This window comes from Corynebacterium sp. USCH3 (genome assembly GCF_037619475.1).
Lineage (GTDB): Bacteria > Actinomycetota > Actinomycetes > Mycobacteriales > Mycobacteriaceae > Corynebacterium.
Window position 1 is genome coordinate 299,593 of the sequence record NZ_JAQPZT010000004.1, and the last position, 23,600, is coordinate 323,192.

General features: G+C 67.9%; 25 protein-coding genes. 16 read left to right on the forward strand and 9 right to left on the reverse strand.

From position 1 onward, the window contains the following. Window positions 1-16: 16 nt before the first annotated feature. The 3 genes from PQI66_RS10540 (at window position 17) to PQI66_RS10550 (ending at window position 3,586) form a co-directional block, all read left to right on the forward strand. On the forward strand, window positions 17-826 hold the full coding sequence (locus tag PQI66_RS10540; protein WP_339998112.1) for a hypothetical protein: 810 nt from the start codon (window positions 17-19) through the stop codon (window positions 824-826). Further along, window positions 823-1,857 carry a nucleoside hydrolase gene (locus PQI66_RS10545; RefSeq protein WP_339998113.1) on the forward strand — a complete coding sequence of 345 codons (1,035 nt, stop codon included), beginning with the start codon at window positions 823-825 and terminating at the stop codon, window positions 1,855-1,857. Before PQI66_RS10540 ends, PQI66_RS10545 begins: the two co-directional genes overlap by 4 nt. Before the next feature lie 109 nt (window positions 1,858-1,966). Further along, window positions 1,967-3,586, forward strand: coding sequence for an AMP-binding protein (locus PQI66_RS10550; protein WP_339998115.1), 1,620 nt, complete (start codon window positions 1,967-1,969; stop codon window positions 3,584-3,586). A 24-nt stretch (window positions 3,587-3,610) separates the two neighbouring features. Here the strand turns inward: PQI66_RS10550 and PQI66_RS10555 are convergent, their stop codons facing one another. The 4 genes from PQI66_RS10555 to PQI66_RS10570 are packed head-to-tail and all read right to left on the reverse strand — an operon-like array spanning window position 3,611 to window position 7,413. After that, window positions 3,611-4,648 carry a phosphotransferase family protein gene (locus tag PQI66_RS10555; protein ID WP_339998116.1) on the reverse strand — a complete coding sequence of 346 codons (1,038 nt, stop codon included), beginning with the start codon at window positions 4,646-4,648 and terminating at the stop codon, window positions 3,611-3,613. Then, window positions 4,645-5,931, reverse strand: coding sequence for an acyl-CoA dehydrogenase family protein (locus PQI66_RS10560; protein ID WP_339998118.1), 1,287 nt, complete (start codon window positions 5,929-5,931; stop codon window positions 4,645-4,647). Before PQI66_RS10560 ends, PQI66_RS10555 begins: the two co-directional genes overlap by 4 nt. 53 nt (window positions 5,932-5,984) lie before the next feature. Further along, a complete protein-coding gene (locus PQI66_RS10565; protein WP_339998120.1) occupies window positions 5,985-6,749 on the reverse strand; it encodes an SDR family oxidoreductase in 765 nt (254 codons plus the stop codon). 31 nt (window positions 6,750-6,780) lie between these two features. Further along, window positions 6,781-7,413, reverse strand: a complete 633-nt coding sequence (locus tag PQI66_RS10570; protein ID WP_339998122.1) for a TetR/AcrR family transcriptional regulator — start codon at window positions 7,411-7,413, stop codon at window positions 6,781-6,783. Window positions 7,414-7,496: 83 nt separating this feature from the next. Between PQI66_RS10570 and PQI66_RS10575 the strand changes: the two genes are divergently transcribed. The 3 genes from PQI66_RS10575 to PQI66_RS10585 all read left to right on the forward strand — a co-directional run bounded on the left by PQI66_RS10575 (window position 7,497) and on the right by PQI66_RS10585 (window position 10,092). Continuing rightward, window positions 7,497-8,300, forward strand: a complete 804-nt coding sequence (locus PQI66_RS10575; RefSeq protein WP_339998123.1) for a histidine phosphatase family protein — start codon at window positions 7,497-7,499, stop codon at window positions 8,298-8,300. Window positions 8,301-8,368: 68 nt separating this feature from the next. Continuing rightward, a complete protein-coding gene (locus PQI66_RS10580) occupies window positions 8,369-9,163 on the forward strand; it encodes a histidine phosphatase family protein (protein WP_339998124.1) in 795 nt (264 codons plus the stop codon). 23 nt (window positions 9,164-9,186) lie between these two features. After that, a complete protein-coding gene (locus PQI66_RS10585; RefSeq protein WP_339998126.1) occupies window positions 9,187-10,092 on the forward strand; it encodes a GntR family transcriptional regulator in 906 nt (301 codons plus the stop codon). Here PQI66_RS10585 and PQI66_RS10590 read toward each other — a convergent pair. Further along, window positions 10,089-11,162: an isocitrate/isopropylmalate dehydrogenase family protein gene (locus tag PQI66_RS10590; protein ID WP_339998128.1), complete on the reverse strand. Its 1,074-nt coding sequence runs from the start codon at window positions 11,160-11,162 to the stop codon at window positions 10,089-10,091. The genes PQI66_RS10585 and PQI66_RS10590 overlap by 4 nt on opposite strands. Window positions 11,163-11,489: 327 nt before the next feature. Here PQI66_RS10590 and PQI66_RS10595 point away from each other — a divergent pair, with 327 nt between their 5' ends. The 5 genes from PQI66_RS10595 (at window position 11,490) to PQI66_RS10615 (ending at window position 15,494) form a co-directional block, all read left to right on the forward strand. Next, entirely contained in the window at window positions 11,490-12,131 is a 642-nt protein-coding gene (locus PQI66_RS10595; protein WP_339998130.1) for an ABC transporter permease, read from the forward strand. Further along, on the forward strand, window positions 12,128-13,273 hold the full coding sequence (locus tag PQI66_RS10600) for an ABC transporter ATP-binding protein (protein ID WP_339998133.1): 1,146 nt from the start codon (window positions 12,128-12,130) through the stop codon (window positions 13,271-13,273). Before PQI66_RS10595 ends, PQI66_RS10600 begins: the two co-directional genes overlap by 4 nt. A gap of 20 nt (window positions 13,274-13,293) precedes the next feature. Further along, the gene (locus tag PQI66_RS10605) at window positions 13,294-14,034 is read left to right on the forward strand and encodes an ABC transporter permease (RefSeq protein ID WP_339998300.1); all 741 of its coding nucleotides are present in this window, start codon (window positions 13,294-13,296) and stop codon (window positions 14,032-14,034) included. A 7-nt stretch (window positions 14,035-14,041) separates the two neighbouring features. Beyond that, window positions 14,042-15,031, forward strand: a complete 990-nt coding sequence (locus PQI66_RS10610; RefSeq protein WP_445228025.1) for a glycine betaine ABC transporter substrate-binding protein — start codon at window positions 14,042-14,044, stop codon at window positions 15,029-15,031. Between the two features lie 109 nt (window positions 15,032-15,140). Further along, entirely contained in the window at window positions 15,141-15,494 is a 354-nt protein-coding gene (locus PQI66_RS10615) for a DUF1801 domain-containing protein (RefSeq protein ID WP_339998135.1), read from the forward strand. Between the two features lie 125 nt (window positions 15,495-15,619). Here PQI66_RS10615 and PQI66_RS10620 read toward each other — a convergent pair whose 3' ends face one another. Next, entirely contained in the window at window positions 15,620-15,976 is a 357-nt protein-coding gene (locus PQI66_RS10620) for a nuclear transport factor 2 family protein (RefSeq protein WP_339998137.1), read from the reverse strand. A 237-nt stretch (window positions 15,977-16,213) separates the two neighbouring features. On the opposite strand from PQI66_RS10620, the gene PQI66_RS10625 reads away from it, so the two are divergent. Next, entirely contained in the window at window positions 16,214-16,690 is a 477-nt protein-coding gene (locus tag PQI66_RS10625; RefSeq protein ID WP_339998139.1) for a winged helix-turn-helix transcriptional regulator, read from the forward strand. Window positions 16,691-16,818: 128 nt separating this feature from the next. On the opposite strand, the gene PQI66_RS10630 is transcribed toward PQI66_RS10625, so the two are convergent. Next, window positions 16,819-17,409, reverse strand: coding sequence for a TetR/AcrR family transcriptional regulator (locus tag PQI66_RS10630; RefSeq protein WP_339998141.1), 591 nt, complete (start codon window positions 17,407-17,409; stop codon window positions 16,819-16,821). 87 nt (window positions 17,410-17,496) lie between these two features. Between PQI66_RS10630 and PQI66_RS10635 the strand changes: the two genes are divergently transcribed. The 3 genes from PQI66_RS10635 (at window position 17,497) to PQI66_RS10645 (ending at window position 20,558) form a co-directional block, all read left to right on the forward strand. Continuing rightward, on the forward strand, window positions 17,497-18,546 hold the full coding sequence (locus tag PQI66_RS10635; RefSeq protein WP_339998143.1) for an aldo/keto reductase: 1,050 nt from the start codon (window positions 17,497-17,499) through the stop codon (window positions 18,544-18,546). Then, on the forward strand, window positions 18,543-19,562 hold the full coding sequence (locus PQI66_RS10640; protein WP_339998145.1) for an SDR family oxidoreductase: 1,020 nt from the start codon (window positions 18,543-18,545) through the stop codon (window positions 19,560-19,562). Before PQI66_RS10635 ends, PQI66_RS10640 begins: the two co-directional genes overlap by 4 nt. 213 nt (window positions 19,563-19,775) lie before the next feature. Next, a complete protein-coding gene (locus PQI66_RS10645; protein ID WP_339998148.1) occupies window positions 19,776-20,558 on the forward strand; it encodes a MarR family winged helix-turn-helix transcriptional regulator in 783 nt (260 codons plus the stop codon). 92 nt (window positions 20,559-20,650) lie between these two features. Here the strand turns inward: PQI66_RS10645 and PQI66_RS10650 are convergent, their stop codons facing one another. After that, window positions 20,651-22,297, reverse strand: a complete 1,647-nt coding sequence (locus PQI66_RS10650; protein WP_339998151.1) for a DHA2 family efflux MFS transporter permease subunit — start codon at window positions 22,295-22,297, stop codon at window positions 20,651-20,653. 121 nt (window positions 22,298-22,418) lie between these two features. On the opposite strand from PQI66_RS10650, the gene PQI66_RS10655 reads away from it, so the two are divergent. Further along, window positions 22,419-22,913 (forward strand): MarR family winged helix-turn-helix transcriptional regulator, encoded by a 495-nt coding sequence (locus PQI66_RS10655; protein WP_339998153.1) that lies wholly within the window; start codon window positions 22,419-22,421, stop codon window positions 22,911-22,913. 107 nt (window positions 22,914-23,020) lie between these two features. Here PQI66_RS10655 and PQI66_RS10660 read toward each other — a convergent pair whose 3' ends face one another. Then, window positions 23,021-23,539 (reverse strand): RDD family protein, encoded by a 519-nt coding sequence (locus PQI66_RS10660; protein ID WP_339998155.1) that lies wholly within the window; start codon window positions 23,537-23,539, stop codon window positions 23,021-23,023. Window positions 23,540-23,600: the final 61 nt, after the last annotated feature.

Sequence of the window (23,600 nt, forward strand, 5' to 3'; positions counted from 1 at the left end):
CATAGAATGGGCGGGCATGACCCTCGGCTTCCTCTTCTTCCGTCCCTGTGCAGGTGACATGTACCGTCCTGACGAGGACCTCCTTGCCGAAGCACACCGGATCCACGAGGAACTCGGCGACGACATGAGCGCCACCACGGACCCGGAGGCGTTCCGTCACGGATTCGGGGACCCCCACCCGGGCCGTCCTGCGCCGCGGGGGGTCGCCGCCCTGGCGGCGTGGGTGAACGAGCATGCCGATGTCGGTGGTGGACACGGACCACGGGAGGGGGAGGCGTTCAGTCTCCTGGAGTTCCCGGTCGAGGTGGTCAACGACGCGCTGCATGTGGCGTTGCCGTTCTCGGAGGCGGGGGAGACCGGGAGGCTGCTCCAGCTGAAGGCCTGTGACCTGGGACTGTGCATGGTCGATGACATGGAGCAGATCTGGGTGAATCCGACGGGGGTGGACCGGGGCCTGCGCATGCGTTCCTCGGTCGGGACGGTGACGACGCACGTCGACGCCGAGAGTGTGCGCTCCACCCTGCTGGATGACGCCGACCGGCGCGAACGCTCCGACGACGGCATCCCCTACGTGGTGGTGGAGACGGGCCTGTCGGACGGACGGTCGCCGATGGAGGACACGGCGCTCGGGCATGTCCGTTTCGTGCAGGCGGCGCTGCTGGGCAACGGGTGGGTCGTGGAGTACCGGACGAAACGCTCGCATTTCCGGCGTCATGCCGGTGACCTGGAGTCCGTGGTGGCCGACGTGGCGGCCTTCGCCGACGGCGACGTGTCCTTCCTGACCCGCGGGTGGGACGACGCCACGGCGGAGACGGTGCGCCGGTGAGTGGCGACGGGCGGCTGAGCGTCGTCGCCGACGTCGACACCGGTATCGACGATGCCCTCGCCCTCGTCTGGTTGGCCGCACGGCACCGCGCCGGGGACATCGACCTGCATGTGACGACGTCGGCGGGCAACACCACCGCGGCGCTGGCCGCGCGGAACTCTGCGGAGGTGCTGCGTGTCTGCGGTGTGTCGGACGTCCCGGTTGTCACGGGGGCCGCGGCGCCGCGTGTCCTGCCGTTGACGACGACGCCCGAGACCCACGGGCCGGAGGGGCTGGGGTACTGGCGCCCGTCGGCAACCGGGGCCGTCCCGGCAGCTGCTGTACAGACGGCACAGACGGCACAGGCGAGACCGGCGGACGCGGTGGCGGAGTGGGTGCGCGCCCGCCCGGACCATCTGCTCGTCGCCGGGCCGGCGACGAACCTGGCCTACGCGGTCGACCATGCGCCCGACCTGCTGCGGCAGGCGCGGGTGACCCTGATGTGCGGCGCGTTCACCTACCCGGGCAACACCACCCCCACCGCGGAATGGAATGCCTGGGTCGACCCGCACGCTCTGTCGTTCGCACTGGAGAACTGGCCGGACGGGGCGGAGCTGCCGGTGATCTGCCCGCTCAACGTCACTGAACAGGTCATCCTGACCCCGGAACGTCTCGACGCCTGGACGGACGGGATGGCGGGGCCGGACGGGACAGCCTCCGAGCTGGCGGGCATGCTGCAGGACGCGCTGCGGTTCTACTTCGAGTTCCACGAGTCCGTGGGGGTGGGCCACGTCGCCCAGATCCACGACCTTGCGGCGGCGATGGTGATGCTGGGTGCCGTGGACGCCTCGTTCCGGACGGGGACTGTCGCGGTGGAGTCGGAGTCGGCGCTGCTGCGGGGGACGACCGTCGCCGACTGGGTGGATGACACCGCTTCCGGCCCCTACTGGGGACGCCCCGCGACGGCGCGTGTGCTCACCGGGATCGACCCCGGGGAGGTGTTCGCACGGTTCGCCGACACCGTGGTTCCCCCGGGCCCGTCTCCTCGGTGAAAACACTGCGGGGACGGGGCGGGACGCGATAGTTTGGTGTTCAAAGGGCAATAATGTGACCGGGGCCACCGAATGGCCCCGGTCGTGCCGAGAGATCAGGAGAAACACCGTGCCAGTCGAGAGTCCCCGTCCCCGTACCGAGATCCCCGCCGTCAGCGTCTACGAGCAGATTTTCGGGACCCTCGGTCCCGAGGACACCGACCGGACCGCTCTCACGGACTCGGCCACCGGTGTCGTCGTCACCTACGGCGAGTTGCGGGGGCAGGTCGACCTGTTCGCCGGCGCGCTGGCAGCCCGCGGAATCGGTGTCGGCGACGTGGTTGCGCTGCACTGCCCGAACACGCACGCGTTCGTCGTCGCCTTCCACGGCATCATGCGTGCCGGGGCGACCGTCACCACCGTCGGTTCCCTGAACACCGCGGAGGACGTCGCCAAGCAGATCACGGCGTCGGGCGCGTCGCTGCTGTTCACGGTCAGCCTGCTGGGGCCCAACGGCGCCGACGGTGCCCGCACCGCCGGCCTGGACGACGACCACGTCATCGACCTCACCGACGGCGCGTCCGGCCTGTCGGCGATGCTGCAGGAAGGCCACGCCGCACCGCAGGTCACCTTCGATCCGGCGGAGCACATCGCGGTGCTGCCGTTCTCCTCGGGGACCACCGGCGTGCCGAAGGGCGTGAAACTCAGCCACACCAACCTGGTGGCCAATATCCTGCAGACGCTGCCGCAGCTGCAGGAGAACGGGCAGAGCCGGGACTCGACCGTGATGGCCGTGCTGCCGTTCTTCCACATCTACGGCATGAACACCGTGCTGAACACCACGCTGGCCAACCGCGCCCACCTGGTGACCATGCCGTCGTTCGACCTGAAGAACTTCCTGGAGCTCCACCAGGCGCACGCGATCGACTTCGCCTTCATCGCCCCTCCGATCGCGGTCGTGCTCGCCAAGCACCCGTTGGTCGACGAGTATGACCTCGACAGCCTCGCCACCCTGCTGTCCGGTGCCGCGGCCCTGGACCACGCCCTCGCCGCGGCCGTGCAGGACCGGCTCGGTGTCACCGTCGTCCAGGGCTACGGCATGACGGAGACGTCCCCGGTGACCCACACCGGTATCCGGGGGGAGACCCCGTTGGAGTCCATCGGCCTGCCGGTCGCCAACACCGAGTGCAAGGTCGTCGACCTCACCGACGACGCGCTGGGGGAGATCCTCCCTCCCGGCAACGAGGGCGAGAGGTCGGCGTCCGGTGAGATGTGGATCCGTGGCCCCCAGGTCATGCTCGGCTACCTCAACAACGAGGAGGCGACGGCGAACACCCTGGTCGACGGCGGATGGCTGCGCACCGGCGACGTCGTGGAGTACGACCACGAGGGCAACGTCTACGTCGTGGACCGGGCGAAGGAGCTGATCAAGTACAAGGGGTACCAGGTCGCCCCGGCCGAGCTCGAGGCGTTGCTGATGACCCACGAGGACATCGCCGACGCGGCCGTCGTCGGGTTCATCCGTGAGGAGGACGGTGAGGAGCTGCCACGTGCCTTCGTGGTCGCACAGGTCCGCGACGGCAACCCTGTCGACGTCGACAAGGAGGCGCTGATGGCGTGGGTCGCCGAACGCGTCGCCCCGTACAAGAAGATCCGCATGGTCGAGGTCGTCGCCGAGATCCCGAAGTCCGGGACCGGCAAGATCCTGCGCAAGGACCTGCGGGGGCTGCCGGTAGGTGCCGACAGCTAGCCCCGTCGGCGCGCGCCCGTCGTGTCAGATCCCGACCCGGTCGGCCAGCGCGGTGGCCTGGTCGACCAGTGACTCCACGAGGGACGCCGGCAGCGTCGCCCCCGACGAGGCGTTCGCCGGCACATCGCGGGTGCGGCGCACCACACCCTCCACGATGACCGCCACCTTCCAGATCCCCAGGACGTGCCAGAAGTCCAGCGCCTCGCGGGACCGTCCGGTGCGCGAGAGGTAGTGCCGCGCCAGGGTGTCGGCGTCGGGGAAGCCGGGCTCTAGGGCGGCGTCGAACCCGGGCAGGGTCGGACCGTCCGGTGTGGGCCAGTAGGCCAGCAGCGAGCCGATGTCGGCCAACGGGTCGCCGAGGGTGGTGAGCTCCCAGTCGACGACCGCGTTGACGTGCCCGGACCCCCGGTCGACGATGATGTTGCCCAGGTGCAGGTCCCCGTGGACCAGCACAGTCTCGGTCTGCGGGGGGACGGCGGCGCGGAGGCGGTCGGTCAGGGCGTCCAGGGCGGGCAGCTCCCGCGTCTTCGTCTTCTCCCACTGGCCTGACCAGCGCCGCAGCTGGCGCTCGGCGTAGGGGGCGTGGGACGCGAGATCGTCGAGGCCGGTGGCGGCGAGATCGACCTCGTGGATGGTGGCCATCGCCTCAACCAGACCCTGCGCGGCCGCGGACCGGGCCTCCGGCGAAATCGACGCGGCGGCGTCGGAGGAGTTCAGCGACGTGCCCGGGATCACGGACATCGCGACCACCGGGGCGTCGGACACCTGCCCCGGGTCGGCGATCCCGAAGATCTCCGGCACCGGGACGGCGGTGTCGGCGAGACCGGCCATGATGCGGCCCTCGCGGGCGACGTCGTGCGCGCTGGCGGCGAGACGGCCGAGCGGGGGACGGCGGACGACGACCTCGGTGCCGTCGCCGTCGGTCGCGAGGTAGGTCAGGTTGGACTGGCCGGCGCCGATGCGGGTGAGGGTGAGCGGGCCGCGGGTCCCGGCGATGTCGGCCAGCCAGTCGGTCAGGGCTTCCTCGGAGAACGGGCTGGTGCTGGAGGGTGTGGTGCTCATCGGCGGGGCTCCCTGTACTTCCTGAGTTCCTGGCGGGCGATGGTCATCTTGTGGACTTCGTCGGGCCCGTCGGCCAGACGCAGCGTGCGCAGCCCGGCCCACATCGACGCCAACGGGACGTCGTCGGTGACGCCTTCGCCGCCGTGGAGCTGGATCGCCCGGTCGACGACCGTGAGCGCCATGGTCGGGACGAGGACCTTGATCGCGGCGATCTCCTGGCGGGCCTCCTTGTTGCCCACGGTGTCCATCATCCAGGCGGCCTTGAGCGTGAGCTGGCGGGCGGCCTCGATGTTGATCCGGGCCTCGGCGATCCAGTCGCGGATGTTGTCGCGCTCGGCCAGCGGCTTACCGAAGGTCGACCGCGACAGGGCACGGGTGCACAGCAGTTCCAGGGCGCGCTCGGCCATGCCGATCGCACGCATGCAGTGGTGGATACGGCCCGGGCCGAGCCGGTCCTGGGAGATCCGGAACCCCATACCCTCCCCGGCGAGGATGTCCTTGTCGGGGACGAAGACGTTGTCGAAGGTGACCTCGGCGTGGCCTTCGCGGTCGTGGTAGCCGAAGACGGTGAGGTTGCGGACGATGGTCACGCCCTCGGCGTCCGACGGGACGACGAGCATCGACTGCTGCTTGTGGGTCTCCGCGTCCGGGCTGGTCTTGCCCATCACGATGAGCACCTTGAGGTGCGGGTGCATGGCGTTGGACGCGAACCACTTGCGGCCGGTGAGGCGGTAGCCGCCGTCGACCCGCTCCACGGACATGCTGATGTTCGTCGCGTCGGAGGAGGCGGTGCCCGGCTCGGTCATGCAGAACGCCGAACGGATCTCGCCGGCGAGCAGGGGTTCGAGGAACTTCTCGCGGTGCTCGGCGGTGCCGTGCAGTTCCAGGGTCTCCATGTTGCCGGTGTCCGGGGCGTTGCAGTTGCAGGCCTCGGGGGCCAGGTGCGGGCTGCGGCCCATGATCTCGGCCAGCGGGGCGTACTCGGCGTTGCTGAGGCCGGGGCGGTTGCTTGAACCGTCGCCACCCTCGCCACCCTCGCCACCCTCGCCACCCTCGCCACCCTCGCCGTCGGCGCGATCCGGGTGCGGGTGGAAGAGGTTCCACAGGCCGCGACGTTTCGCCTCCTCCTTGAGCTCACCGAGGACGGCGGGGAAGTGGTGGGGGTCGCCGGAGTCGGCGATCTGCTGCGCGGCGACCGGCTCGGCGGGGTAGACGTGCTCGGTCATGAAGTCGGTGAGTCGGCGCTGGTAGTCGAGGGAGCGTTCGCTGAAGCTGAAATCCATGGCGGTGACTTTCTGTCGGTGGGCGGTAGGCGGTGGGGTGGTGGGCGGTGGTGTCAGTGGACGAGCTGGCCGCCGTCGATGACCAGGTTGGATCCGGTGATCCAGGAGGTGGACGGGGCGGCGAGGAAACAGATGGCGTCGGCGACGTCGGCGGGTTCGCCGATGCGCCCCAGCGGGGTGGTGGCCGCCGCGGCGTCCTCGTCGTCCTTCCAGAGTGCTTCGGACAGCCTGGTGCGCACGATGCCGGGGGCCACGGAGTTCACCCGGACCGACGGGGCCAGCTCGTGGGCCATCTGGCGGGTGAGGTGCATGACGGCGGACTTGGAGGCGTTGTAGACGCCGATGCCGTCCTCGATGAACAGGGCGCCGATGGACGAGACGTTGACGATCGCGCCGGGGGTGTCGCGTCCCAGTCCGGCGCGGACGGCGGCGCCGGCCCAGATGGCGGGGCCGGTGACGTTGATGTCGAAGACCTTCTGCATCACGGTGCGGGACTGTTCGGTGACGGGGCCGAAGGCGGGGTTCGTACCGGCGTTGTTGACCAGCACGTCGAGGCTGCCGAAGCGTGAGACCACCTCGTCGCAGACCCGGGTGGCGGCCTCTTCGTCGGCGACGTGGCCGGCGAGTCCCAGTACCCGGCCGGTACGGCCGGTGGTCTCGGCGAGGCTGGCGGCGGCCGCCTCGGCGGCGTCGGCCTTGCGTGAGGTCACGACGACGGTGGCGCCGGAGCGCAGGAGGAGTTCGGCGGTGGCGTAGCCGATGCCGCGTGAGCCGCCGGTGACGAGGGCGGTGCGGTCGGTGAAATCGTAGGTGGTCATGACATGACCCTACATTGAATCGTGATTCAGATCACGGGCGTCCGGAGATGTCCGCCAGTCCCAGGGTCCGGAACCAGATGATGTCCGCGGCGGCGCACACCCGGCCGAAGGTCTCGTCGGTGTCGGGGAAGTGCCCCTCCACCCAGGTCAGGTAGGCCAGGCGGGACACGGAGGCGGACAGGGCCGTGGCGATCATCTCCGGATCGTCGACGCCGGTCACCGTCCCGTCGGCGAGGTAGCGCGTCAGGGCGCGGGTGTTGCGGTCGATGAAGCCGTCGGCGCGGCGTGCGCGGCGTGCGGCCACGGCCTCGTCGGCCTGGGAGACCTGCTCCATCAGCGCCATCATGCGGTGGTTGCGCCGGTAGGCGGCGAGGTAGCCGCGGTTGGCCGCGCTGATCTGCTCGGTGACGGGACGGTCGGCGGGCAGGCGCCCGCCCGGGTGGCGCATCTGCTCCTCGACGTCGTCGAGGACCGCGCCGAGCAGGGCGGACCGGTCGGCGAAGTAGGTGTAGAGGGTGCCCACCGAGCAGCCGGCCTCGGCGGCGACGACGGTGAGTTTCGCGCCGTGGTAGCCGTCGCGCACGAACACGTTCTGGGCCGCGGTGAGGATCTCGGAGCGGCGTCGGGCCGCCCGGTCGGTGCGGGATTCTCGCTCAGTCGTCATGCAGGAATCGTATACGCTGGGCAGCGACATATTGAATCCCGGTTCAGGATCTGCGCCGGGCAACAGTGGGAAGGACGTGCACCATGGCGTTTCTCTACCTGGTCAGGCACGGTCAGGCCGGTGAACGGATGCTGACCGGCGACGGGCGGCAGGACGCGTACGGCGTGGAGCGCGCCTACGACGTCCTCAGTGACCGCGGGCACCGTCAGGCCGCCGCGACCGGACGTTCCCTCGCCCGACGTCAGTCCCCCGGTGCCACCGTGCCGGTGCTCTGCGGGCCGCTCCACCGCCAGCGGGACACCGCCGCCCACGTCGCCGAGGAACTCGGGGCGTCTGCCGTGCCGGTCGCGCCGGTCGTGCCGGTCGTTGACGAGGCCTGGCGGGAGTTCGACACCGACGCGGTCGTCGCGCCGTGGTTGGCGGCGCACCCGGAGGTCGCCGAGCGGATGCGGCAGGCGGAAGCGGCAGGGAGGACGGCCGCCGTCGGGGACCGGCGCGCACTCGCCGCGCTCACCGGCACGATGCTCGAGGACGCGATGGCGTGGTGGGTCGACCGACCCGACTTCGCTGACTTCCGCACCCGGGTGCTGGGTGGTCTCGGAACCGCCGCACGTGCCGCACGGGAGGACGGGACGGTGGTGGTCGTGACGTCCGCCGGCGTCATCGCCCTGTGTGTGGTGGAGACCTGCGGACTGCCGGTGCAGGCGTGGCCGGGCATCGCCGGCAGGTTGTTCACCGCCTCGGTCAGTCTGTTCCGGGTGGGGGAGGATGACGGGGACACCGGTACGGACGGTCGTCACGGCGTGGAGCTGCTCTCCTTCAACGAGCACGCCCACCTGGATGAACCCGGTCCGGACGGGCGCCGCCCGCTGCGCCGGTTCTCCTGACACGGGCGCAGGTTACGCTGGAGCACGACAACCCCGGCCGCGGTGGCCGGAGAACGGGAGATGGACTGATGGCTGTGATCTACCTCGTCCGGCACGGTCAGGCCGGCGCGGGCATGGGCTCCTACGGTGACGGGACCGCCGGGGAGGGTCTGGAGAAGAGCTACGACGGGCTCACCGACCGTGGGCGTCGGCAGGCGGAGGTCGTGGCGCAGTCGCTCGCCGGACGGCTCGGCCCCGGTGCAGGCGCAGGTGCCGGTGACGGACGCGCGGTGCCGACGGTGTTCTGCGGACCGCTGCACCGCCAGCACGACACCGCCGCCGCCGTCGCATCGGCCACCGGTGCCAGCGACCCGACCACCGACGAGGCGTGGCGGGAGTTCGACTCCGACACGGTCGTGGTGCCCTGGATGGAGCGCAACGTCGACGCCGCGCGGCGCCTGCGGCAGGTCATGCAGGACGTCCGGCAGGGAACCGGGGACGCCGCCGAGGCGGAGGCGACCGTGCGCGAGGTACTCGACGGTGCGCTCGGCGACTGGGTCGACGGTTCCGGGTTCCAGGAGTTCCGGGAGACCGTGCTCGGTGGCCTGGGGCGGGCGACCGCCGCGGCGCGGAAGGACGGGGCGGCCGTCGTCGCCACGTCGGCCGGGGTGATCGCCACGTGCACCGCCGCCGTGTCGGGCCTGCCGCGTCAGGCCGTCCCGTCGCTGGTGGGGAGGGTGTTCAATGCCTCGGTCACCGTTCTGCGGGTCGCGGACGAGGCCGGCCGCCACCGTGGCGGCAGTGCCGGGGTCGACCTGCTGTCGTTCAACGAGTACGCCCACCTGGACCGGCCGGACGCCCGCGGCGACCTGACCCTGATCTGACATCCGCCCCCGGTAGCGTCACCATGTCCCGCCCCGTCACCCCGTTGGTTGAGTCGTTGCGCGCGCGGATCGTCGAGCTCCTGCGGCAGGACGGCGCCGTCGACGGCACCCGGCTGGTCGAGCGTGCGCTCGCCGAGCGGCTCGGGGTGTCGCGGACGCCGGTGCGCTCGGCGCTGGCGCTGCTCGCACAGGACGGCGTCGTGCGCCGTGACGACACCGGCCGATCCGGCTATGTCCTGGCAGGGGATGTCCTCACCGGCGACACCACGGCAGCGGCCCCTGCGCCAGGTTCCGTCGGCGCCGGCCGACTCGACGAGGCCTACCTGGCGATCGCCACCGACCGCCTGGACGGCGTGCTGGACGACAGGATCACCGAGCGGGCCCTGATGAGACGCTACGGGCTCACGTCGGCCCAGGTGACCGAGGTGTGCCGTCGGATTTCGGAGGAGGGCTGGGGCGAGCCCGCTCCCGGTTACGGCTGGCGCTTCCGGGACGTGCTCACCTCACCGGAGTCCTACGCGCACAGTCACCGGTTCCGCGCGGTGGTCGAACCCGCCGCCCTGCTGGAGCCCGGCTACCGCGTGGACGTCGCGGCGTTGACCGCGCGCCGGGCGGAGCAGGCCGCGCTGGCGGACGGTGGTGTGCGGGAGGTGTCGGTTCCCGAGCTCTTCGATCTGAACTCCCGGTTCCATGAGACGCTCGTCGCCGGCTGCGGCAACCCCTTCCTCGTGGATTCCGTGGCCAGGGTCAACCGCCTGCGACGCCTGCTGGAGTACCGCAAGACCCTGGAACCGGACCGTGCGCGGGTGCGGTGCGCCGAGCACGTCGAACTCGCCGACCTGGTGGTGGCGGGAAGGCTGCGGGAGGCCTCGGAGTTCCTCGCCGGACACCTCGGCAGTGTGGCGGCGGAGAAGCAGGGGAACGGCTAGCCGTTTCCGAGGTGCCGGACGACGGCGGCGGTGAAGTCCGCCGTGCCGAGCGTGCCGCCGAGGTCGTGGGTCCGGGTGGCCGGGTCGTCGAGCGCGGCATCGACCGCGGTCCCGATGTCGGTGGCGGCGGCGCAGTACGGGGTTTGCCCGGTGCGGCGGCCGTACCAGTCGAGCAGCATCGCCGCCGACAGGATCAGCGAGGTCGGGTTGGCGACGCCGAGTCCCTGGATGTCCGGGGCGGAACCGTGCTGGGCCTGGGCGACGGCGGTCACCGCGCCGACGTTCAGTGATCCGCCGAGGCCCAGGCCGCCGGAGAGCTCGGAGGCTTCGTCGGACAGGATGTCGCCGAACATGTTCGTGGTGACCAGCACGTCGAAGTCGTGCGGGCGGCGGATCAGGTGGGCGGCGGCGGCATCCACGATCAGTTCCTCGAGCTCCACGTCCGGGTAGTCGGTCGCGACGGCACGGACCTCACGGAGGAACAGTGCGTCGGAGAGCTTCAGGACGTTGGCCTTGTGTACCGCGGTGACTTTCCGGCGGCGCGTCCGGGCGAGCGAGAAGGCGGCGAGGGCGACCTCCCGGCAGGCACGTGCGGTGATCTTGCGCAGGCTGAAGGCGGAGTCCTCGTCGGGCATGAACTCGCCGGACCCGGCGACCATGGTGCGGTCGGAGTAGAAGCCCTCCGTGTTCTCCCGGACGATGACCAGGTCCATCGGGTCGCGCAGGACGGACAGCTCCGCCAGGCCTGGCCGTGTGCGGCAGGGGCGCAGGTTCGAGTAGAGGCGGAAGGTGGTGCGCAGGGCGCCGGAGGGGTTGATTCCACCCTGGTCCGTCGGTGGGTAGTCGTAGTGGGACACCGGTCCGAGGATCACGCCGTCGACGTCGGGGATCCTGTCCAGTACGCGGTCGGGGAGGGTCGTTCCCTCAGTAGCGAGTGAGGTCAGGCCGACGGTGTCCTCCTCGATGTCGAGGGTGAGGTCGCGGGTGGAGGTCAGATGGGACAGGACGTCGAGGGTGGCGGTGGTGATCTCGGGACCGATGCCGTCGCCGGGGAGTGTCAGGATCCTCATGTCTGGTATTTTACAGCATGTAAAAACCATCTGCGTATCCGGTTGTCGGACTCCGGTGCGGTCGGCGGCAGGTGTATTTTTCGGGAGGATTTTGTGCACGTTTTTCTGGCGCAGGCGCTGTCCCGTCGCCGGTCAATATCGGATTCCCCGAAATGTCGAAAACCCCGGAATTCCACCACGGGAAGCATCCGGTGGTGGCCCGCTGGGGGTGAATGTGCAGCGTACGGTTTTGACGGCCAGTTGCAGTAGTGGGTGGGACGGCCTACCGTGGACCCGGTGTGATCCATGACACCTCCACTCATGCTGCCGACGAATTGACGTGACCCAGTGAATGAATTCATCTCCTCACGATGGACGGATATTCTCTTCCGTTCGTATCAACATGCGAGTCTGGTGGTTCAGGCTCTGATTCTCGCCACGGTCGTGGCCCTGGTGATCGCCGTGATCGTCACGCGGTACCGGGGGCTGTCCCCGGTGGCGAATGCGGTGTCGGCGGTGGGGTTGACGATCCCGTCGCTGGCGCTGCTCGGCCTGGTGATTCCCCTGGTCGGCATCGGAACGCTGCCGTCGGTGTTCATCGTCGTGTTCTTCGCGGTGCTGCCGATCCTGCGCAACGCGATCGTCGGCCTGCAGCAGGTCCCCGCCGAGCTCATCGAGGCGGCCCGGGGACAGGGGATGAACGCCGCGTCGATCCTGGTGCGCGTCCGGCTCCCGCTGGCGTGGCCGGTGATCATGACCGGGATCCGGGTCTCGACCCAGATGTCCATGGGTGTGGCGGCGATCGCCGCCTACGCCCTGGGGCCGGGGCTCGGCGGCTACATATTCACCGGGCTCAGCCAGATCGGCAGCGCCAACGCACTCTATTACACCCTGGTGGGGACGATCGGCGTGATCATCGTCGCGTTGATCCTGGACGCCGTCCTCGTCCTGCTGGGCCGACTGACAACCTCGAAGGGGCTCCGCGTATGACTACCGACCGACAGAACTCCGGTGCGGAGATCCAGCTCTCCGGCATCACGAAGCGCTACGGCGGGCAGGATGCGGCGGCCGTCGAGGACCTCAATCTCACGATTCCCGCCGGCGAGACCGTCATGTTCGTCGGCCCGTCCGGCTGCGGCAAGACCACCTCACTGAAGATGATCAACCGTCTCATCGAGCCCTCCGACGGCACCATCACCATCGGTGGTGAGGACGTGACCACGAAAAACCCCACCGAACTGCGGCGCAGCGTCGGCTACGTCATCCAGGGCGGCGGCCTGCTGCCGCACATGACCGTCGCGCAGAACATCGGGCTGGTGCCCGGACTGCTGAAATGGGACAAGAAGCGGATCACCGACCGGGTGGACGAGCTGCTCGACCTCGTGGGCCTCGACCCGGCGACGTACCGTGGCCGGTTCCCGCGGGAGCTCTCCGGCGGACAGCAGCAGCGTGTCGGCGTCGCCCGCGGGCTCGCCGCCGACCCGCCCGTGCTGCTCATGGACGAGCCCTTCGGCGCGGTGGACCCGATCACGCGGCAACGTCTGCAGGACGAGCTGATCAGCCTGCAGAACGAGCTGCACAAGACGATCGTGTGCGTCACCCACGACATCGACGAGGCGGTGAAGCTCGGCGACCGGATCCTGGTGCTCAGGGAGCAGGCGCACATCGCCCAGTACGACACACCCGACCAGATCCTCGGTAACCCCGCCGACGACTACGTGGCCGATTTCGTGGGGTCGGGGTCGAAGCTCAAGCAGCTGTCGCTGCTGCGCGTCGACGACGTCGGCGTCGCGGACTTCCCCACCTGCACGGTCGGGGAGGACGCGGCCCCGGTGGTGCAGCGGGTCACCGACCAGGGGAAGGACAGTGTGATCATCCTGGACGAACGCCACCGTCCCCGGGACTGGGTCTGGCTGCGCACGCTGCGGAACCGCAGCACGGTCCCCGCGCCGGACCTCGACCTGGAGACCACGGTGGAACGGCGTTCGACGGTGAACGACGCCCTGGACTCCATGCTCGTCTCCAGTCACGGCGGCGCGATCGTCACCGACCGCGGCAGGTACGCCGGCGTGATCTACTACGAGGCGGTCACCGAGTACATCCGCGCCCTCAACTCCGACGGAGGGCAGTAGACGTGGCAGGCACAGCAGGCATGGTGCGTCGGATGTCCGGGGAGGACAAGCTCCTCATCCTCGGGATCCCCGTCCTGGTGGTCGTGGTCTTCCTCGGCTGGTTCGCCTGGCGGCAGACCGCCGACCTCGGTGACGTCGAGGCACGTGCCCTGGCCTGGGGCAGCGTGCTGACCATGGCCAGGCAGCACATCGTGCTGGTGATCCTCTGCGCGGCGCTGGTGATGGTCACTGCCGTGCCCGCCGGGATCCTGCTGACGCGGCGGCGGACGCCGGTGCTGTCCATGCTGACCACCCTGATCGGCAATATCGGCCAGTCGGCGCCGGTCATCGGCGTGATCGTGCTGCTGGCCATCTGGCTGGGATTCGGGACGCCCACCGCGGTGCTCTCGTTGAGCATCTACGCGTTTCTGCCGGTGCTGGCGAACACCGTCACCGGGCTCACCGGGGTGGACCGCACCCTCGTCGAGGCCGCACGCGGCATGGGCATGTCACCGGTGCAGGTGCTGTTCCGCGTGGAGCTGCCGTTGGCGCTGCCGGTGATCATGACCGGGGCGCGGACCGCGCTGGTGCTGCTCGTCGGTGCCGGGGCGTTCGCGACGTTCATCGACGCCGGTGGGCTCGGTGCCCTCATCCAGACGGGTATCACGTTGTACCGGTTCCCGGTCCTGGTGTCGGGAGCGATCCTGATCGCCCTGCTTGCGCTGCTCGTGGAATGGGTGGGCCGACTGCTGGAAGTCGCCCTGACCCCGAAGGGACTGTGATCGAGAGATGACGACGAGAACTGATACTCCGCGGGCCCGCGGCCGGGTCCGGATCCTCGCTCTGCTGACGGCACTGTCGGCGATGTTGGCGACGGCCTGTGGCCTCGGCACCGCCGGGGGCTACAGTCCCAGCGGCACGCTCTCCGGTGACCTGGAGGACGTGGATCTCTCCGGGGCGTCGGTGGCGGTGGGGTCGAAGAACTTCACCGAGCAGATCCTCCTGGGCAAGATGGCGGTGATCCTCTTCCAGTCCGCCGGTGCGGACGTGCAGGACCTGACGAATATCCCGGGTTCCTCCAGTGCACGTCAGGCCATGGTGGAGGGCGACGTGAACATGCAGTGGGAGTACACCGGCAGCGCCTGGACGACCTACCTGAACCACGACGACCCCATCCCGGACGAACAGAAGCAGTACGAGGCCGTCCGCGACGAGGAGAAGGCCAACGGTCTGGTGTGGCTTCCGCCGGCACCGATGAACAACACCTACGGATTCGCCACCACCCGCGAGGTCGCCGAGAGGCTCGGGGTGTCGACACTGTCTGACATGGCTGACGTCCCGCGGGCGGACCGCACACTGTGCGTGGAGTCGGAGTTCGCGAACCGGAACGACGGGCTGATCCCGATGCTCGAGGCGTACGGTCTGACGCCGGCGGACGTGGACCAGTCCTTGATGGACACCGGCGCCGTCTACGCCGCGACGGCCGGAGGTACCTGCAACTTCGGTGAGGTGTTCACCACCGATGGACGGATCAAGGCGCTTGACCTGCAGATCCTCGAGGACGACAAGCAGTTCTTCCCGAAGTACAACCTGTCGGCCGTCGTCGCACAGGGCCTCATCGACGACTACCCGCAGATCGCGGACCTGTTCGCCCCGGTGTCGGAGAAACTCGACGACGAGACCCTCATCGACCTGAACGCGCGGATCGACGTGGACGGTGAAGAACCGACCGACGTCGCCTGGGACTGGCTCCGCGACGAGGGGTTCATCGAGGGGTAGGGTCGCGGCATCGCGCTGAGGAGGGTACTCATGGGCCGGGTGGTGGTAGTGAACGTCATCATTATCGACGGAGTCATCCAGTCGCCGTTGTTGCCCGAGGAGGACCGCGATGTCACCGTCCGAGACCCCGTACGCCGACGTCCTCGATCGTGTGGACGGTCCTCGCCGTGCCGAGGCAGACGAGCTGGTGGTGCTCTGGGCCGGACGCATCATCGGTTTCGGTCACCGGCACTACCGCTACGAGTCGGGGCACGAGGGAGACATGCCCGTGGCTGCCTTCGCTACCGGCGCGCGTCAGCACACCGTCTACCTCGACGGTGGGTTCGAGGACCGGCACCCGGAACTCATGCGTGATCTCGGGAAGTACCGCGCCGGAACGGCCTGCCTGTACATCTCCCGTCTGGCGAACGTCGACAGGGACGTGTTGCGTGCGCTGGTTGTCGTTGAGTGCTTCAAGGATTGACCGACCAACGGGCATCGGGTCTGTACCGCTGTAGGTTCCGTAACCGTCGCGGGATTACCGACGCCGTCGAACCTCCGCCGGCTCCTGAGAGGCGCTGCCGGTCAGGACATGCTGCCATCGGGGGTCTATACCTCGATCACGAGCCCACCGATGAGGTTCTTGTCGAGTGTGAACTGATACCGCAGGGTGACAGTCCCACCGGGGAAGTTTCCGTCCAGGCGTACCTGCACGGTGACGTGGGTATCGTCATCGTGGCGCTGTCCGGTACGAGTGCTGACGTAGTCGTATTCGCCGGAGGTGCGCTCGATCCACGTGCCGATTTCATCGATTCCCTCGTAGATGTGCCCGTCATCGATGACTCTGGCGTCTGCGGTGAAGAGAGCTCGTGCGTCGCCGTAGCGATTGTCGTCGTGGGCATCGAGGTAGCCGAGCACGGAGACGGGAAGCTGAGCGGGGTCATAGGCGGAGAAGTTGTTCGTCATGGGTCTGTCCTTGTATCTGGTGTTGTGTGGTTCAGGCGTGACTGTCTCGGTCTGGATGCCGGTCGACTCAAGACGGACCTCTACAGGGAAGCTTAGGTACAGGTGTAGTTCACCTGCACGGCGCGCCGCGGCGATGACAACCTAACTTCTGTTTTAGAAGTAACAGAGTCTGCTATACTAGCAGTAACTCGCGAGTGTGTCGAACCTCGCGCTTTGTTTGAACCTGAGGAGGAGTCTGTGTCAGCACACGTCAGAGCCGAGGACCGGGAGTGTCCGCTGTCGACGGCGATGTCCTACGTGGGCGAATGGTGGACCGTTCTGATCCTCCATGACTGCTTCGACGGCTACACCCGTTTCGACCAGTTCCAGGCCAATATCGGCCTGTCCTCCAGTATGCTCACCTCGCGGCTGAAGGGACTCGTTGAGAGTGGCATTCTCGAGAGGCGTATTTACCAGGAGCGCCCGGTCAGGCGTGAATATGTCCTTACTGACTTCGGCAGGTCCCTACGGCCGATCCTGGTTGCAATGGCGGCGTGGAGAAACTCCCAGATCGCATCTGAGGATCGGGCGATGATCCTCGTTGATGCTGAGACTGGGCGTGAAGTGGAACCGGTCGTTATTGATCCCGTGACGGGGCTACCTGTTTCTGACCGTCGATTTGAGTTCGCTGCCGGACCCGCCGCTGGCGAACAGATGCGCGCCCGATATCTGTGACTTGATGGACGCGAACCGTGTGGACGCCTGATTGTGTTGACCGGATGGTCGGCGAGGTGGAGCTGTGCGCGGGCGTCGGTAATGGGGCCGGGCGGCTGTTTTCCCGGAGGTCCGCCTGTGTAGTGCTTTCAAGCGGGAGGGTCTATGGACTCGTGTGTGGCGTCTGCACTCCGGTGTGTCTGTCTCGGGTTCGCGTGGAGCCCGTCGAGAAGGAGGTTGAGCATCCGGGGCGCCCGGTCCTCCGGGCCTGGTGCGGCACGCCAGAGTGCTGCGGTGAACTGCAGGAAATCGCCGGCGTCAGCGTCTGAACGGATCGTGCCGTCCGTCTTGCCTGCATCGAAGATCTGGATGATGGCTGAGATCACCGGCCCGTAGGTCTGTTCCGTGATTGTCCGCTGCGCGTCCGGACTTAAGGCGTCGCCCAGGCCGTGCTTGCGACGCATGGCCTGGACCAGGAGGGTGGTCCACTGCCTGAGCGCATCGAGTGGCGGGAGATCGGCGAGAAGAGCGGGTGCAGCGTCAACGATGCGCGTGACTTCATCCTGGTAGACGGCGAGGACCAGCGCTTCACGTGTGGGGAAGTTGCGGTACAGGGTGCCTGCGCCGACGCCTGCGCGTTGGGCGATGCGGTTCATCGAGGCACTTCCGTCCTCGGTGAGTGCTCCCCTGGCAGCGATGAGGATGTTCTCCCGGTTTTTCCTGGCGTCTGCGCGCACCATGACGTGCCTCCATCTGTCTCTCTTGCCAAGTGGAGAGCTCTCCACTACTGTAATTGGAGAACTCTCCAGATACTTTAGAGGAGCACCATGGACTACATCAAGCTTGGCTCAACCGGCCTCGACGTCTCACCTGTCGCGGTCGGCGCGATGACCTACGGAGAACCTCGCCGTGGGCACCCGGTCTGGTCGAAGGGGGAGGAGGAGGCACGTCCGCTCATTCGTCACGCCGTCGAGGTAGGTATCAACTTCTTCGACACCGCGAATCTCTACTCGAACGGCTCCAGTGAGGAAATTCTCGGCCGAGCGTTGAGAGACTACGCGGACCGCGACGCCGTGGTGATCGCGACGAAGCTGCGCCACCCGATGCGGCTCGGTCCAAACGGCCGCGGCCTGTCGCGTAAAGCGATCATGACCGAGGTCGACCATTCCCTGCGCAGGCTCGGCACCGACTACATCGACCTCTATCAGATCCACCGAAATGATCATTCAACCCCGTGGGAGGAGACGCTCGAAGCGCTGCATGACCTCGTCAAGGCGGGCAAGGTGCGCTACCTCGGGGCGTCTTCCATGCATGCCTGGGAGTTCGCGAAAGCACTTCATCTGCAGAGGCAGCACGGGTGGACCCGGTTCGTGTCGATGCAGGATCACTACAACCTCCTTGCTCGCGAGGAAGAGCGGGAGATGATCCCACTGTGCATGGATGAAGGGATCGGCATGGTCATCTGGTCACCCCTGGCCCGCGGGAGACTGGCACGGGGCTGGAACGAGGCACGTTCGACCGTCCGGTCGCAGACAGACGGAGCTTATGCTGACACGCTCTACACGTCCGACCAGGAGGCATCGAACCGGGCGATTGTCGAGTCGGTCGGTCGAGTTGCCGAGGCGCGGGGTGTGAGTCGTGCACAGATTGCCCTGGCCTGGCTGCACCGCCAGCCCGTCGTGACTGCCCCGCTGGTCGGTGCCGGGTCGATAGGGCAACTCGATGAGGCCGTAGCTTCACTGGACATCAGTCTCAGTGACGATGAGGTGAGCGCACTCGAATCGTTCTACACACCACGATATGACTGGCAGGGTGTCTCTGACGAGGCCGAGCTGGAAGCGATCCGCCGACGGGTTCCGGGGATGGAACTCGCATGACACGGGTACTCGTCACCGGAGGTTCCGGATTCATCGGCAGCTGGTGTGTCCTGGCACTTCTCGAGGCAGGCTATGACGTGCGTACTACTGTCCGCGATCTCTGCCGCGGGCGGGCCCTGCGCGAACGCCTCCACGCTGTCGCGGACTTCGACGACGCCCGGCTCGTGGTTGTGCTCGCCGATCTCGGGGATGACTCAGGTTGGGCAGATGCGGTCGCGGGGTGCGACTTCGTGCTTCATGTTGCGTCGCCGACGCTCCGACACTCTCCCGAGAATGGGGAGGCAATGCTTGCCGTCGCCCGTGACGGCGTGCTCCGGGTGTTGCGTGCGTCCCGTGATGCCGGTGTGCATCGCGTGGTCTTGACCAGCGCGTTCGGCGCTGTCGGCTATGGGCATCCGCACCGCTCCACGCCTTTTTCTGAAGAGGACTGGACCAACCTCGATGCGGACCTTGCACCGTACCAGCGCTCGAAAACGCTCGCTGAGCAGGCGGCGTGGTCCTTCATCGCGGACGAGGGCAATGGCCTGGAGCTTGCCGCAGTTCACCCTGTCGCAGTGATCGGACCGGTCCTGGTGCCGGATGACCCGCCATCGTTGCGCATCATCCGTAGCATGCTTGATGGGGGTGTTCCGGCCAGTCCACCGTTCGGTACCAGCTGGGTCGATGTCCGGGACGTCGCCGACCTGCATCTACGCGCGATGACCCATCCGGCTGCGGCAGGGGAACGCTGGCTCGCCTCGGCCGGTCGCAGCCTCCGTGTCGCCGAGGTTGCGCGCATCCTGAGAAGGCGCCTGGGTGCACGCGCTTCGAAAGTGCCTACCCGTGAGCTTCCGCTCTGGATGGCCCGCGTGCTCAGTCGCTTCGCCCCGGGACTTCGGTCCATTCGGCCCCAGCTCGGGCGTGATTTCGATGCCGCCGGTGGGAAAGCCGAACGGTTGCTCGGGTGGGCTCCACGCCATATCGAGGACACGATCGCGGATACTGGTGAGAGTATCTTGTCTTCCGGCGTCCGGTGATATGAGAGTTCGCTCACCGGTAGCTGCGTGCCGGCGAGAATGGGGGTGAGTGGCATTGCGAAGACAGTGGACGGTCACATTCGCTCTGAGGCGGCGATGGCGGCGTCCTCCCCGAATGTATGAAGGTACCGCTTGACTTTGTCAGGTACCTGCGTAGTATGTCCTTCAGAAGGTACCTGAACAATAGGTACCGCACTACCTGAAGGAGTGGACATGGAAGACATGACCAGCAACAACAACCACGACAACACCGCAGGCGTCGGCGACAGCGGTGCTACCCCGGACCTCGCAGACCGGCTCACCCACCTCGCCATGATGCTGCGGCGCATGGACATGATGGGTCGACCGGGTCGACCGTTCGGCGGAATGCGTGCCGGACAGGGCCGGGTACTGCACATCCTCACACTGCGCAGCCCGATGCCGCAGAAGGAACTCGCCTTCATGCTGGGCGTCCGGCCGCAGTCGCTCAGTGAGCTTCTCGGCAAACTCGAGTCCGCCGGATTCGTCGAACGCCGTCGGGACGACACGGACCGCCGGACATTCATCGTGGACATCACCGAGGAAGGCAGGGAAGCGGCCTCTGATGTTCCGGAGGCCGACGATCCGTTCGACGTCCTCTCCGCCGAGGAACAGGAACAGTTCGGCGACCTGCTCGACCGTGTCTCTGCCGCGGTGCGTGGGAAGCTCCCGGACGATCCCCGAGGTGGCGGCCGCGGCCGCGGTTTCGGTGGTCCGTTCCCCTTCGGCGGCGGACGTGGGTTCGACGGGCGCCACGGTGGCCGTGGTGGCCACGGCATGTCCGACGGTGATCGGGAGGCGGGAGACCGCGCGCACTGGCACGAGCACTGTCATCAGGACGGCGCCGAGTGGCCTGGCGTGCGGGAGATGCAGGACATGGGCCGGATGGCGATGTTCCGCATGGGCATGATGGGCCGGGGCCGGGGCTTCGGCCGCGGGTTCGGACGTGGTTTCGGTGAGGAGCCGGGTTTCGCCTGAGTCTCACTGAGTGACCACGGACCCCTGCCGTTGACCGCAGCGCTCCGGGAGGTTGGCTATGCCGACCTCCCGGAGCGCTGCGGTCGTGGTGTCTATGCGGAGTGCCGGCTGTGGGTGGGGGTCGGCCCATTCGTATCTGCGGCGTCTCCAGCGTCGTCAACGCTCGAGGACCGGGGAATGAGGAACGTGGCCACCACACCGAGGACGAGGAAACCTGCGGCGAGGTAGGACCCCAGCGCGAGGCCGTGGGTCATCGCGTCCCGCGCGGCGTCCGCCACGGTCGCGGTCTCCGGGTTCTCGCCCAACGACGCGATGGCCGCACCGGCGCTGTCGGCGACGGCCTTCGAGAGTTCGTCGGCCTGCTCCGTGTCCATCCCGCTGTCCGTCAGCGTGGAGCGCAGGCTCGAGGTGATGGTGGAGAAGAACACGGTGGTCAGTGCGGCGATGCCCAGGGCGGAACCGAGTTGGCGGAAGGTGCTCTGGATGGCCGAGCCCTGCCCGCCCTCCTCCTCGGAGATCTCCTCGAGGACGACGTTGGTCACCTGTGCCGTGGCGAAGCCCACGCCGATGCCGTACAGGAACAGGACGGCGGCGATGGCGGCCCACTGGGCGTCGGTCGTTGCCGCCACCACTCCGAGACCAACCAGGCCGGCGATCTCGAGCAGGAGGCCGACACGGACGAAGCTGAGTGCGGAGAAGCGCTCGGACATCGGGAAGCTGATGCCGCTGGCGATGAAGCTGCCCAGCGCGATCGGAACAAGCGCCAGGCCGGCCTGCAGTGGTGAGTAGTCCAGGGTGAACTGCAGCCACAGCGGCATGACGGCGATGATCCCGTACTCGCCCAGACCGATGATCAGCGTGGCGATGTTGCCGTTGCGGAAGGACGCGATGGAGAACAGGCGGGTGTTCATCAGTGGCTCCTCGCCCGCGTCGCTCCGGCTGAGCCGGACCTGGCGGAGGGTGAAGAAGACCAGCAGGACCGTGCCGACGACCAGTGCGGTGAAGGCGGGGGACGGGCCGGAGTTCCAGGTCATCCCGACCAGGCTGAAGGGGTGGTTACTGGTCAGCCAGCCGTAGATGCGGCCCTCGATGGCGCCGAAGGCCAGCAGGCCGAGGCCGAGGACGGACAGTACGGCACCGGTGAGGTCGACGCGTCCCCTGGTGCGGGGGGACGGTGCGATGAAGGTGACGGTGAGCGCGATGATGACGAGGGTCAGCGGGATGTTGATCCCGAAGGCCCAGCGCCAGGAGGCGTGCTCGGACAGCCAGCCACCCAGGGCGGGGCCAAGAGCGGTGGCGGCGCCGATGGTGCCTCCCCAGACGGCGAACGCCTGCCCGCGTGCCTTGCCGGTGAACATGTGGTTCAGCAACGCCAGGGTGGTGGGCAGGACCATGGCCGCGCCGACGCCCTGGATGAAGCGGGCGAGGATGAGGATCTCGCCGGAGCCGGCGACGCCGGCCATCAGGCTGCTGGCACCGAAGACGATGACGCCGACGAGGAAGACGAAGCGCGCGCCGCGGAGGTCGGCGATGCGTCCTGCGACGAGCAGGAGTGCGGCGAAGACGATGGCGTAGGACTCCTGGACCCACTGCGCCTGGGACGAGTTGATCCCCAGGTCGTCGATCACTGACGGGGTGATCACGTTGACGATCGTGGTGTCCACCACGATCAACGCCACCCCCAGGGCGAGGGCGATCAGACCGAGCCAGCGGCGGCCCGTCTGTACTTCCGGTGTCATGCAGACCTCCGATATAGTCACACAGTGTTATAGTTACATCATGAAGGTAAATGGAGGGTGATACGTTGTCAACTGACGGGACCCGGCGGGGAGCGCACACGAGAGCGAAGGGCAGCACGGCATGAGTGATGGAACGCAGGAAGGTCCTGGTGCACTGGAGCGGCAACGCGACCGGATGATCACCGGATTGCGGGCCTACGGGAAGACCTACGGTGAAGTCGGACGACAGTTCGCTGCCGGTCTGGACCTGCACTACACGGACGCGACGGCCGTGATCGAGATTCTCGCCGCGGAGGAAGGCGGCACACCGTTGACGCCGGCGCGGCTCAGCGAGCGGATCGGGTTGACCACCGGGGCGACGTCGTCGCTGCTCCGGCGGTTGGAGAGTGCCGGGCACATCGTCCGGTCACGGGACCAGGAGGATCGCCGGGTCGTCACCCTGCGGTCCACCCCCGGGATCCAGGCCGCCGCGGACCGGTTCTTCGACCCGCTCGGCGTCCGGGTCACCGCCGTGCTCGAGAAGTATCCGGCGGACCTGCTCACCGAGGTGGAGGCGGTCATCGAGGACCTGCGCTCGACGATGGAGGTCTACGCCCGGGAGCGTGGGACGGGATAGGTGGGGAAACGGAGACCCCCGCCTGGTGTCGGTTTCGGAGAGGTGAAACCAACACCAGGCGGGGGTTCAGCGTGGGGCCGGGTCGGCCGGGACGGACCCGTGCCGTGCTAGCTGGTGCGAACCACGGAGAGGTTGCCCAGCTTGTCGAACCAGGAGCGCTTCTCCGGGTCGTTGGCGATGCCGACGCCGATGAAGATCTGCAGCGCGATCTGCACCAGACCACCGACGATCGGGATGATCTGGCTGATGATCCAGCTGTTGCGCTTCAGTGACGCCACGGCATCAGGATTCGAACCGTCCGCGGTGACGACCTTCATGCCGAGGATCCGCTTGCCGGGGCTGGCACCCCAGGCGACCTCGCTGCCGACGAGCCAGACGATGATCATGACCAGGCTTGTGGTGAACAACGAACCGGTGCCCAGGTCAGAGCTGTCCACGCCCAACAGTGAGGTGATCGCCGTGGAGATCAGGGCGATGATCACACCGTCGATGAACGTCCCCGCCAGGCGACGCCCCGCGCCGGGCCGGTTGTTCGGGACGAGCCGGTTCGGGTCCTGCCCGTAGGGGTCGTTGTTGTAGGCACCGTAGGACGGGACACCGTCGTAGGGGTTCGAACTGTTCGTCATGGGAATCTCACGTCCTTTGATACGTCGAGGGAAGACGGGTCTTCAGCATAGAGGAGCAACC